The sequence below is a fragment of the Streptomyces sp. NPDC001351 genome, assembly GCF_042896045.1.
Lineage (GTDB): Bacteria > Actinomycetota > Actinomycetes > Streptomycetales > Streptomycetaceae > Streptomyces.
In genome coordinates this window covers 78,210-90,336 of sequence record NZ_JBIAWS010000011.1, presented here as the reverse complement: position 1 = coordinate 90,336, position 12,127 = coordinate 78,210, and the positions used below count along the sequence as shown (strand labels likewise).

Here is a 12,127-nt window from a genome sequence, read left to right as displayed (position 1 = left end):
TCGGCGTGATGTCAGGTGTGGTCGCAGTCACGGCAGATGCGGAGAGTGCTGTTTCCGCTGGCAAGTTGGCTGCGGTGGTACACGAGGAAGCAGGCCGTACAGACGAATTCGTCGTCCAGCGGCGGAAGTACCGGGATGGCCAGTTGCTCGCTGGAGAGGTCGGCGCCGGGCAGTTCGAGGCCCTCGGCGGCCTCGAACTCATCGATGTCGATGGCGGGAGCGGATGTGGGTGTGCTCCGGGCGTTGAGCTCCTCGAGGTTGTCGATGACGCCGTCATTGCGTGGGGCGTCGTAGTCCTTTGCCATGCCACCTTCTCTGTCTTGATGCTTACGGTGCCTGCGCATGTCTGTGGCGCATGCGCGATAGGAAGCGGACGGTGATACGTCAGGCGGGCTGGGCGGTGATCGTGCAGAGCCTCTTGGTGGCCCGGGTCAGGGCTACGTACAGGTCCCTTTCCCCGCCGGGGCGGGCTGTGATGATCTCCGCGGGGCTCATGACGACGACCCCGTCGAACTCCAGACCGCGCGCTTGGGACGCCGGCACGACGCGTGCGAGCTGCGCGATGCCCGCGGCCGTCAGTTCGTCCACCCTCGTGTCCGCGCAGATCACCCCGACCAGTTCTCCCGGGTGGGCGGTGTGCTGGGCACGAATCTCCTGGGCGACGGTGGCGACCAGCCCGTCCAAAGGTGCGGTCAGGGTGCGCGGAGCCTCACCACGTCGCAGCGACCGTGTCGGCGTCTGGTCCGGAGCGATCCGCGCGAGCAGGTCGCGCACACTGTCCAGGACTTCCTGGGTGGTGCGGTAACTGACGGTCAGGTTGTGGAGGTTGAACCGCAGGCCGACATGCGGACTCAATGCCTCCTTCCAATCGCGTGCTGTCGCGACCGGGCCGGCCTGGGCGAAGTCGCCCACGAGCGTCATCGCCCGTGCCGGGCAGCGGCGCACGATCATCCGCCACTGCATGGCGGTCAACTCCTGTGCCTCGTCGACGACGACGTGCCCATACGTCCGCTCCGGCGGCCCGTCGATCAGGCTCGCCGCCTCGTCCAGCAGTGGTACGTCGGCATCCGTCCACGGGGCGTCCGGACTGCGCAGCAGACCTGACCGCTCGTCCGCGGTCAGCCGGGGCAGATGCTCGGCGAGAGAGGCAGGGTCCGTCAGGAGAGCCCTCACGAGGTCGCCGGGTACCAGCCGCGGCCACAGCGCCTCCACTGCTCGGTCGACGGCGGCGTCGTCGAGGAGATCGGCCCGGACGGCGTCCGCGTCGAACTCGTCGGCCGGTCCCGGGGCGGGCGCGCCGTCGTGGCCGTGGCGCAGGTCGGCCGCTGTGAACCGGTCGAGGTTCCTGCCCGTCAGCTGGGCGACCTCGGCATCGATCTGCTCCAGGAGGTCGCCCATATTGCGTTCCAGCGCATCGGTGACGGCGTCGACCAGGAGCTCCTTGAACACCTGGCGTGCGGGGTTGTGCCCCAGCCCGGTCGCCACGGCGGCGTCGCGTGCCACGGCGACTCTCTCGCCCGAGAGGTGAACCACATCCTCTCCGACCCGCACAGCGAAGTCGCCGTCCGGAGCCTGGTGGACGCGCAGCAGAGAGGCCAGAGCGTCGGCGAGGACGGAGCTGCCCTTGATACGCGCCGCATCGAACGGCTCCACCGCGTCCGGGAACACTCCGGCCAGTTCCTGGCAGGTCGCCAGGACGACGTCGTTCTCGCCGAGCGAGGGCAGGACCTGGGAGATGTAGTCGAGAAACCGCGAGTTCGGCCCGACCACCAGAACACCCTGCTCCGCGGCGCGCGGGAACGCGTACAGGACATACGCTGCCCGGTGCAGGGCGACCACCGTCTTCCCCGTGCCGGGCCCGCCTTGTACCACCGTCACCCCGCGGTGCGCGGAGCGAACGATCTCGTCCTGCTCGGCCTGCAGCGTCGCGACTGCCGCTTGCATCCGGCCCGTACGCCGTGCCGAAAGAGCGTCGGTCAACGGGCCGTCGCCCACTACGTCTTCGGCAGTCGGGGCGGAGTCGTCCAGCAGTTCGTCGCTCACTGCGACCACCGTGCGATCCTCCAGGCGCAGATGCCGACGCCGCCGCAGGTTCATCGGGTGAACCGGCGTCGCCTCGTAGAAAGGCCGCGCCGCGGTCGCACGCCAGTCCACGAGCAGGGGCAGGTCGTCGGCCTCCGTCTGCAGTCCGATCCGGCCGATACGCAGAGCGGTGCCGTCCGTCCAGTCAATGCGGCCAAAAACCAGCCCATTCTCGGCGCCCTCAAGCCGACCGATCTCCTTGGCCAGACGTGCAGCGGCGACCTCTCGCTCATATACCTCACCGGCACTCTCGGCCGGAGCCGTGAGTACATCCGCCCGGCGCGCCCGCGCCTCGGAGAGCCGCTCGGCGAGCAGTTCGTACAAGGCGGACACATGAGCTCGTTCCAATTCGACCTGACGCACAGCGAGGTCGTTGACCTGCGACAACAGGGGGCTCCTCTCGGCTCGAGCCACCACTATGCGGTCGAAATTATTCAAAAGTAAGTCTTGACTTACTTGGCTTGATCATCACCTACGGGAGGGGAATATGGATGACCTGGGGGAATGCGGATATGCGTTTGGCTCGGCTTACTCAATTTGCTTTAACGCCGCATGTGTGTCCCCAGATCGGTCGTGGACGGCTGAAGACGGCTGCTCACCCACCGCTGAATTCCGGCGGAACCTGCTGTGACATGTGACAAAGCCGCCGCGTTGCGGAGGCAGGCATCGGCTCACCGTGCGGGTGGGCACGAAGGCCACGTCGCGGGTTGGTCATCGACGGTGCTCCCCTTCGCCACGGTCCAAACGAGACGGCCGCGGCGACCGCCGCCCGGTCGAAGAGGAAGTGTCGGCGCAGGTTTGAGGGGCTGATGGGATTGCCGCCGCGTCCGAGGAGTCCCTGGGCGGCGAGGTGGGTGGAGAGTCGTTCGGGGGTGGGCTCGGCGCCGTGTCGGGACTGGTAGTTCATGCACTCCAGGTAATAGCGGTCGGTCAGGGCCAGACGGCCGCTTGGCCGGGATCCGCCGGGCGATGTTGAGCTGGCCGCCGATCTTGTCGTCGGCGTCGAACAACGTGACGTCGTGGCCGCGTTGGGCGGCCGTGACCGACACCGCCGGCCCGGCCGGACCTGCCCCGACCACGGCCAGGCGCTTGCGGCGGCGCGTCGGGGACAGCACCAGCTCTGTCTCGCGGCAAGCTCGCGGGTTGACCAGACAGGAGGTGATCTTTCCGCTGAAGCTGTGGTCCAGGCAGGCCTGGTTGCAGCCGATGCAGGTGTTGATCGTGTCTGGGCGTCCGGCGCGTGCCTTGGCGACGAAGTGGGGGTCGGCGAGGAACGGAAGGGCCATCGAGACCATGTCTGCTCGGCCTTCCGCCAGCAACTCCGCCGCGATCTCCGGGTGTTGATGCGGTTGCTGGGCACCAGGGGGACAAAAACGGATCCCTTCAGGCGCTCGGTGATCCACGAGTACGCGCCGCGGGGTACTGAGGTCGCGATGGTGGGGACGCGTGCCTCGTGCCAGCCGATCCCGGTATTGATGATCGTGGCGCCGGCCGCCTCGACCGCCTTGGCGAGCGTGACCACCTCGTCCAGGGTGCTGCCGTCGGGGACGAGATCGAGCATGGACAGGCGATAGATGAGGATGAAGTCGGGGCTGACACGTTCGCGTACGCGGCGGACGATCTCCAGGGGGAAGCGAACCCGGTTCTCGTAGCTGCCGCCCCAACGGTCGGTGCGGTGGTTGGGCGCCGGGGCGATGAACTCGTTGATCAGGTAGCCCTCGGATCCCATGATCTCGACGCCGTCATAGCCGGCTGCCCCGGTGAGCGCAGCCGCCAGGACGAACGCCTCGATCGTCTCCTCGATCTCATCATCGGTGAGCGCCTGCGGCACATAATTGTTGATCGGCGCCTGGCGGGCGCTGGGGCGACCAGGTCGGGGTGATGGGCATATCGGCCGGTGTGCAGGATCTGCATCGCGATCCGGCCACCCTCGCGGTGCACCGTCTCGGTGACGAGCGCGTGCTGCTCCGCCTCAGCCTCTGTGGTCATCTTGGCACCCGGCAGCGGGACATCGGCAGGGCTCCTGCCGCTGCGTCGTGCTGCGACATGTGAGCAGTTGTATGACCCCGGAGGATGTTATGCAATCAGTTGCAGAAGATCGCCGAAGTCTCGCGAATCCGGCTGTTCACCCCATTCACCAGCGGTTTCGCATCTGAACCGGGTCGCCGAAGCCGACCGACCCGGCAGAAGACAGGTAGGGGATCAGGTATGCCATCAGGTATCCCTACCCGTAGCCCTCGCAACGTGCCGAACTCAGAGTCGGTACATGACCGAAACACATGTCGACGCAGTCGTCGTGGGTGCCGGCTTCTCCGGCCTCTACGCCACCCACCGCCTCCGCAACCAGCAGGGCCTGTCGGTTCAGTCCTTCGAGGCGGCCTCGGGACCGGGCGGCGTCTGGCACTGGAACCGGTACCCCGGCGCGCGCTGCGACTTCGAGAGCATCTTCTACTCCTTCTCCTTCGACGAGGACCTGCAGCGTGAGTGGCGCTGGAAAGAGCGGTACGCCGCGCAGCCGGAGATCCTGGCCTACCTGGAGCATGTGGCCGACCGGTTCGACCTGCGCCGCAGCTACCGGTTCAGCACGCGCGTCACGTCTGCGGTCTGGGACGAAGCCGCTCAGCGCTGGGTTGTCGGTACGGACGACGGCGGCGTCACCATCGCGCGGTTCTTCATCAACGCGGCCGGCGCCTTCTCGGTGAACAAGCCGAACGACTTCCCGGGCCAGGAGACGTTCCGAGGCACGGTCGTCCACACCAGCCGGTGGCCGGCCGACGGCGTCGATCTGGCGGGCAAGCGTGTCGCCGTGATCGGCACCGGCTCGACCGGTATCCAGGTCATCCAGACGATCGCCCCGCAGGTCGCCGAACTGACCGTGTTCCAGCGGACCGCGAACTTCGCCTGTCCCCTTGGGAACCGTCCGCTCACCGATGAGGAGTTCGAGCAGGTCGTCGCCGACTACCCGAGGCTGCGGGAGGAGTCGCGCAACAGCCTGGCAGGCGCCGCGTTCCCGCGCGCCACGCGCTCCGCGATGGCAGACAGCCCCGAGGAACGCCGTAAGACGTACGACACGTACTACAACGGCGGCGGCTTCCGGATGCTCGCGTCCACCTACTTCGACCTGACCTTCAATCCGGCCGCCAACGAGACGGCGGCGGACTACATCCGGGACCGGATCCGGGAGCGGGTCAAGGACCCGAAGACCGCGGAACTGCTGACTCCGAAGGGGCACCCGTACGGTGCCAAGCGCGCCACGTTCGAGACGAACTACTTCGAGACGTTCAACTTGCCGCACGTGCGTCTCGTCGACGCCCGGACGACCGCGATCGAGCGGATCACCGAGAAGGGCATCGCCACCACGGCCGAGGAGTACGAGTTCGACGTGATCGTGCTCGCCACGGGCTTTGACGTGGGCGCGGGCGCCCTGATGCGGATGGGCGTGGTGGGCCGCGACGGCCTGAAACTGACCGACCACTGGGCGGACGGGCAGCGCGCGTACGTCGGAATGGCCAACCACGGCTTCCCGAACCTGTTCCACGTCAACGGTCCGCAGAGCGCGGCGGCCCTCTTCAACAACCCGACCGCCATCGAGGACAGTGTCGACTTCATCGCCGACCTCATCGCCTATACGGACGCGCACGGGCACCGGACGGCCGAGGTGACGGCTGCGGCCGAGGACCGGTACAACGACCTGGTCCTGGAGGTCGCCGAGGCGACCCTGTTCCCCAAGGCGGTCACCTGGTACATGGGCGACAACATTCCGGGCAAGCCGCGGAGGCCGATCTCCCTGTTCACCGGCGCGCCGATGTACCGCGCCATCTGCGCCGAGGTCCAGGCGACCGAGTACGCCGGCTTCTCGCTCGACGGGGACGAGCGAGCCCTGCCGAACACGATCAAAATCGACGGTGCGGCGGTCTTCCTCCTCGCCGGCCAGATGAACATGGGCGCCAAGCCGCTCGAGGAGTCCTCCCTGGAGGAGATCCGAGGCGCCATCGAGACCTTCAAGCACCTGCAGCTGCCGGTTCCCGAGGATGTCGGCATCACCGACACCCAGTACCCGACGGACGGTGGTGAGCGGACGGTGCGCCTGTACCGGCCGCCGGTCGAGGGCCCGCTGCCCGTGGTCGTCTTCCTCCATGGCGGCGGCTGGATCGCGGGCAGTCTCGATGCGTACGACGAGCCCTGCGCGTCCCTCGCCCGGCGCCTCGGCGCTCTCGTCGTGTCCCCGGACTACCGGCTCGCCCCCGAGCACCCGTTCCCGGCGGCGGTCGACGACACGATGGCGGCGCTGCGCTGGGCGGCGGAGAACATCGCCGAGTACGGCGGCGACCCGGAGCGGATCGCCGTCGGTGGCGAGAGCGCCGGTGCGAACCTGGCCGCAGTGGCCGCGCTCCGCGCCCGGGACGAGGGCGGACCGCGCCTTGCCGCCCAGGTCCTCGTCACTCCGCCCGCCGATTTCACCGCCGACACCGAGTCCCGCAAGACCTTCGCGCGCGGCCCGATCATCTCCACTGAGCTGGGCGCCCGCATGGCGGCCTGGTATCTCGGCGACCCTGCCAACGTGACCTCCCCGTGGGCTGCTCCAGCACGGGCGCGGGACCTGTCGAACCTGCCGCCCGCACTGGTGATCACCATGGAGATCGATCCGCTGCGCGACGAGGGGGAGGACTACGCGCGAGCGCTGACGGAAGCCGGTGTACCCACCGTCTGCCGGCGCCTCGACGGTCTGATCCACACCACGTTCGTGCTCTCCGGTGCGATTCCGCGCGCCGCCGAGATCCAGGACGCCATCCGCGACTTCCTCGCGCCGCTGCTGTCGGCCGAGGCCCGGACGGCGAAGGCCGCGGCCACCCTCGGCTGAACAGGCCCGTCGCTCACGGCACACGAGCCGTGAGCGACGGGTCCCAATGGCTTGCCCGGCGTCTGGCCGGGCCTGTGCCTCGCGCGGCATCGATGGCTTGATGCCCACGGCGCACCGCTTCTGACGCTCGCTCAACGCACGCCAGGGATACCAATCACCGTCCGGCATGCGATGACGGGGCACCACAACACGATCACCATGACGTAGATAGGAGAGGAAATCAGCATGACCGGAATTCTGGAGGGCAAGCGTGCACTGCTGACTGGCGCGCACCGGGGCCTCGGCCTGGCGGTCGCCGAAGCGTTCGTCGCCGCCGGCGCCCGCGTCGTGATCGCCGACATTGAGGGGGCCGACAAGGCAGCTGCGGAGATCGGCCACGACACCGTCGGCGTCACCTGCGACGTCCGCTCCAGTGACAGTGTGGCCGCGGCGGTCGCCGAGGCCACGCGTGCCCTGGGCGGACTCGACGTGCTGGTCAACAACGCCGGTGTCGAGTCCTTCGGTCCCCTCCACGAACTGACCGAGGACGAGTTCGACCGGATGTACTCGGTCAACCTGCGGGGGACATGGCTGGTCTACAAGCACGCGGTTCCCGCCCTGACGGACGGCGGCGGCGCGATCGTCAACATCGCCTCGCTGGCCGGCGTCGTCGGGCTCCCCCTGATCGGCGCCTACTCGGCGGTCAAGGCCGGTGTCGTGCGCATGACCGAGGTGATGGCGCTTGAGCTGCGCGACCTTGGAGTGCGCGCCAACGCGATCTGTCCCGGCGTCATCGAGACCCCCATGAGCGAGCGCCTTTTCACAGAGAGCGAGGCCGGAACGCAGCTGAAGGAGCTGTTCATCCAGGGGCAGGGACGGCTCGGCACACCTGGGGAAGTGGCCTCTGTGGCCACCTTCCTGGCCTCCGAGGGCGCCTCGTTCGTCAACGGCACCGCCACCGTGATCGACGGGGGGTGGAACGTGAAGCGAATGTGAGAGGGCTGATCTGCTCACCGCCGGCGCAGCCGTGCTCTCCGGCGGTGTCAGGCGCCGAGACTCTTGGCGAACCTGAAGGCGGCGACCCTCACTCATCGGACCGGGACGGCCCACGCCCCGGGTGAACCCGATGTTCACGTCATCACAGAGACGGCGGCCCGGCGGGCCGCCGCCGGGGCAGGGCCGAAGGCAGCGATCGCCGGTGTTCGCGAGAATTGATCAGAGCCACGAGGGTGTGTTCGGGTTGGACTCGCCTAAGATCTCTGCATGACTAGCGCCCAAACCCCTCAACGAGGAGGGAACCGGGTCGGTCCGTCTCTGAATCGCTTGATCGCGCGAAGGAGCGATCTCGACGTCGCACAGCGGACACTGTCGGAATCCAGGCTGCTGACCTTCGTCGGGGCGGGCGGTGTGGGTAAGACGCGGCTGGCCCTGGAATTGGCCTATCGAGCTCGCAACGGCTTCCCCGACGGCGCGTGGCTGGTCCGACTGGCCGATCTGAGCATCGGTGCAGGGGGCGCGGAGGTGGAGGCCGCGGTGGTCAGCGCCTTGGGCATCAACGATCAGTCCGCCACGCAGCCGCGTGAGAAGCTGCTGTCCTTCTTGAGCAACCGCAAACTGCTGCTGGTTCTGGATAACTGCGAGCACGTGCTGGATTGGGTGCGGGCGGTGGTGCCGGTCATGCTGCGCGAGGCTCCGCAGTTGCACGTGGTGGCCACGAGCCGGGAACCCCTCGGTGTCGAGGGGGAGGTGCTGCGGCCGGTGCTGCCACTGAGCGTCCCCGAAACTGCCACCCCGGCTGCGCAGCTGATCGCGGACGGGTCGGTGAGCCTGCTGGTGGAGCGGGCGCGTGCCGTCGATCCCGAGTTCGATGTCACCGAAGACAACGCTGAGGCCGTGGTCGAGCTGTGCCGACTGCTGGAAGGCATACCGCTGGCCATCGAGCTGGCAGCAGCGAAGCTGCGAGCGCTGACCGTCGAGCAGGTGGTGGAACGGTTCGGCCGACGACTGGCGTCGTTGACCGCGCCGGATGCCGAGTCCCGGTCGCGGCACGGATCACTGCGGGCGATGGTGGACTGGAGCTACCAGCTTTGCCCGCAGACCGCGCAGATCCTCTTGCGCCGTTTGTCGGTGTTTCCCGCAACCTTCGATCTTGAGCTCGCTGAAGAGGTATGTGCTTTTGGCGAACTGCACCCCGACGACGTCTTTGATTCCATCGAGCGTCTCGTAGGGCAGTCGATCCTGCTGGCCGAGCGCGACGTCGGCACCATGCGGTACCGCCTGCTCGCTCCCGTCCGTGAGATCGCGGCCGAAAAAGCCGAACAGGCTGGCGAAGCGGACGAGTTGCGGCGCAGACATCGCGACGTGATGCTGCGCCGGGCCCAGCGGGTCCTCGACCAGTGGTGCGGTCCCCAGCAGGAAGCCCTGCTGGAGCGGATGCGCCTGGAGCACGCGGACCATGTCGCAGCGGTGCAGTGGAGCCTGTCCACTCCGGGGGAGGAACGAGCCGCTCTGCGCCTGATGGCACGGCTGCGCTACCACTGGCTGTCCGGAGGGTTCCTCGCCGACGGCCGGACGCGGATGGAGGCGGCGCTCGCCGCGGTCACCGCGCCGTCGCCGGAGCGGGCCGAGAGCGTGTGGGTGATGATCTGGATCGCGTTGCTCCAGGGGGACCACCACAGTGCCGGACGGTGGCTCAGCACACTTGCGGACCTCGCCGAGGAACTGGACGACCCCGGCGCGAAGCTGCGTGTCACCCACTGGGGGGCGCTGTGGGCGCTCTTCACCGGAGACGCCGACACCGCGGTGCAGGGCTTGCGGACCGCTGTCGACGGACACCGCGACCACGGTGATCGTGAGTTGGAACTCGCCGCTCGCTATATGCTCGCCACCGCGCTCGCCTGCGCCGGCCGGGCAGCCGAGGCCGTGGAGATCAGCCGCAGCACGGTGGCGTTGTGCGAGACGTACCCAGACAGGTCCGCCCGCGCCTTCTCCCTCTGGGCTGCGGGCCTGGCCGAGTGGACGTTGGGCCACCTGGAGGAGGCGGAGCGATCGGCCCGTGCGGCACTGCGAGTTCAGCTCTCGTCCGAATGGATCGGCGTCGCTCTGTGCACCGACCTGCTGGCTTGGGTGGCCTACGACCGTGGTGAGGCGGACCGCGCGGCCGCCCTGTGTGAGGCGGCACGGCGAGTGTGGTGTTCCCTCGGCACGTCGATCGCCGCATTCGGGCCGCAGCTGTCAGAGTTCGCGGAACGCCACTGCGCCCACCGGCCCGATCCGCCGAGTTACGGGGGTGGCGAGCCCTCCGTTCCTCTGTGGCGCCTGCGGGATGTGATCGATCTGGCCTTGGGCGCCGAGGGGAGTACGGCCGTGGCCCGGCGCGCCGATGCGACCGAGCCACTCACCAAGCGGGAGCTGGAGGTCGCCGCCCTGATCGAATCCGGCTTGTCCAACCGGGAGATCGCCCATCGGCTGGTGATCGCGAAGCGCACCGCCGACGGTCACGTCGAGCGGATCCTCGCCAAGCTCGGGTTCACCTCGCGGGCCCAGATCGCCGCGTGGATGGCCCGGCGACGCGCACAGTTCGCCGGGCGTACGGGCGGGATCGCATAGCGCCGACCGCACCTGGCTGCGACCGCTGTTCGCCCGTCAGACGTGAGGGCCTCCGAGCCGCCACAGCTGCTCGGAGGCCATCATCCGTTGTCCTCAGATGCTGGGTGCGGTGATCTCCCGCTTGAGGATCTTGCCGGTGGGCCCGGTCGGCAGCGAGTCGGCCAGCCACACGCGGCGCGGGTACTTGTACGCCGCCACCCGCTCCTTGACGAACTCCTGCAGCTCCTCCGGCGTGGCCTGCCCACCGGGGCGCAGTACGACCGCGGCGGCCACCTCCTCACCGAGCTTGTCGTCCGGCACACCCACGACGGCGGTCAGGGCGACGGCGGGATGCTCGTGCAGGACCTCTTCGATCTCGCGCGGATAGACGTTGTAGCCGCCCCGGATGATCAGGTCCTTCTTGCGGTCGACGATGTACAGGTCACCGTCCTCGTCCCGCCGGGCCATGTCACCGGTGCGAAACCAGCCGTCGGAGATGGCCGCCGCAGTCTCCTCGGGACGGTTCCAGTAGCCCTTCATCACGTTCGGGCCGCGCACGACCAGCTCGCCCACCTCGCCCGTGGCCACTTCCTGCCCGTCGGCGTCCAGCAGCCGTACCTCGACGTCACGGACGGGCGTCCCCACCGAGCCGGGCTTGCGCGGGCGGTCGGGGCGGCAGGCGGAGACGGCGGGGCTGGTCTCGGACAGGCCGTAGGCCTCCGACACCATGCAGCCGAAGTGGCGCTCGAAGCCGTGCAGGATCTCCACCGGCAGTGCGGCCCCGCCCGAGATGCACGTACGCAGGGCGGACACATCGACGTTCGCGGCAGCCGGGTGCTGCAGCAGCGCCGCGTACATGGTGGGGACGCCCTCGAACACGGTGGCGCCCTCGCGAGCGAGGATGTCGAGCACGGTCTCCGCGTCGAACCGGGGGACGAGCACGAGCAGAGCGCCACTCTTCACCGCGGCGTTGAGGGTGGAGGTCTGGCCGAAGATGTGGAAGAGGGGTAGGCAGCCCACCACCACGTCGTCCGAGCTCATCCTGGCCAGGTCGGTGACGATGATCTCGGTGTTGTGGCGCAGGTTCGCATGGGTCAGCGAGGCGCCCTTGGGGCGGCCGGTGGTACCGGAGGTGTAGAGCAGGACCGCGATGTCATCCCCGTCGACCGCGGCGACCTGTCGATCGGGCTCGTGCCGCCCGAGACGCTCGGCGAAGTCGGCGGGCTCGACGACCAGGTGCCGCACACCGGCGGTGGCAGCGCCCTTGTCGCCCTCACCCGGCGCCTCGTGCCACTCGAAGAGCAGCACGGCACCGCAGTCCCCCAGGTGGTAAGCGACCTCCCGCTCCTTGAGCAGCGGGTTCAGCGGCAGGACTATGCCGCCGGCGCGCAGGACGCCGTAGTAGAGGATGACGAACTCGGGTGAGCTGGGCAGCATCAGGGCGACCCGGTCGCCGGGCCGGACCCCCTCGGCGCGCAGCAGTGCGGCGGCTCGGGCGCTCGCCTCGTCCAGTTCCGCGTAGCTGATGGTCGCCGTTCCCAGCCGCAGCGCCGGGCGCTCGGGCTGTCGGGCGGCCGTCGCCACCAGGAACTCCGCGAGATTGGGCATGCCTGTCTC

Annotated in this window: 6 protein-coding genes and 1 pseudogene; 3 read left to right on the top strand and 4 right to left on the bottom strand. The window is 68.6% G+C overall.

Annotated features, from left to right (window positions below):
• Positions 1 to 11: 11 nt before the first annotated feature.
• From ACFY1U_RS34895 to ACFY1U_RS34885, 3 genes and pseudogenes are all read right to left on the bottom strand, one after another.
• Positions 12 to 305 (bottom strand): DUF4193 domain-containing protein, encoded by a 294-nt coding sequence (locus tag ACFY1U_RS34895; protein ID WP_389085358.1) that lies wholly within the window; start codon positions 303 to 305, stop codon positions 12 to 14.
• Positions 306 to 384: 79 nt separating this feature from the next.
• A complete protein-coding gene (locus tag ACFY1U_RS34890; RefSeq protein WP_389085355.1) occupies positions 385 to 2,415 on the bottom strand; it encodes a HelD family protein in 2,031 nt (676 codons plus the stop codon).
• Positions 2,416 to 3,026: 611 nt separating this feature from the next.
• Positions 3,027 to 4,083: pseudogene (locus ACFY1U_RS34885) on the bottom strand (NAD(P)-binding protein); the annotation flags it as partial.
• 265 nt (positions 4,084 to 4,348) lie between these two features.
• Between ACFY1U_RS34885 and ACFY1U_RS34880 the strand changes: the two are divergent.
• From ACFY1U_RS34880 to ACFY1U_RS34870, 3 genes are all read left to right on the top strand, one after another.
• Positions 4,349 to 6,943: an alpha/beta hydrolase fold domain-containing protein gene (locus ACFY1U_RS34880; RefSeq protein ID WP_389085353.1), complete on the top strand. Its 2,595-nt coding sequence runs from the start codon at positions 4,349 to 4,351 to the stop codon at positions 6,941 to 6,943.
• Between the two features lie 225 nt (positions 6,944 to 7,168).
• Positions 7,169 to 7,918, top strand: coding sequence for an SDR family NAD(P)-dependent oxidoreductase (locus ACFY1U_RS34875; protein WP_389085352.1), 750 nt, complete (start codon positions 7,169 to 7,171; stop codon positions 7,916 to 7,918).
• Between the two features lie 327 nt (positions 7,919 to 8,245).
• On the top strand, positions 8,246 to 10,531 hold the full coding sequence (locus ACFY1U_RS34870; RefSeq protein ID WP_390698098.1) for an ATP-binding protein: 2,286 nt from the start codon (positions 8,246 to 8,248) through the stop codon (positions 10,529 to 10,531).
• Between the two features lie 93 nt (positions 10,532 to 10,624).
• On the opposite strand, the gene ACFY1U_RS34865 is transcribed toward ACFY1U_RS34870, so the two are convergent.
• Positions 10,625 to 12,118 carry a long-chain fatty acid--CoA ligase gene (locus ACFY1U_RS34865; RefSeq protein ID WP_389085347.1) on the bottom strand — a complete coding sequence of 498 codons (1,494 nt, stop codon included), beginning with the start codon at positions 12,116 to 12,118 and terminating at the stop codon, positions 10,625 to 10,627.
• Between the last annotated feature and the right edge of the window lie 9 nt (positions 12,119 to 12,127).

What these genes read in the sequence shown, in the direction of transcription:
- ACFY1U_RS34880 (WP_389085353.1), top strand. Translation starts at nt 4,349, where the DNA reads ATGACCGAAACACATGTCGACGCAGTCGTCGTGGGTGCCGGCTTCTCC.
- ACFY1U_RS34865 (WP_389085347.1), bottom strand. Translation starts at nt 12,118, where the DNA reads ATGCCCAATCTCGCGGAGTTCCTGGTGGCGACGGCCGCCCGACAGCCC.
- ACFY1U_RS34895 (WP_389085358.1), bottom strand. Translation starts at nt 305, where the DNA reads ATGGCAAAGGACTACGACGCCCCACGCAATGACGGCGTCATCGACAAC.
- ACFY1U_RS34875 (WP_389085352.1), top strand. Translation starts at nt 7,169, where the DNA reads ATGACCGGAATTCTGGAGGGCAAGCGTGCACTGCTGACTGGCGCGCAC.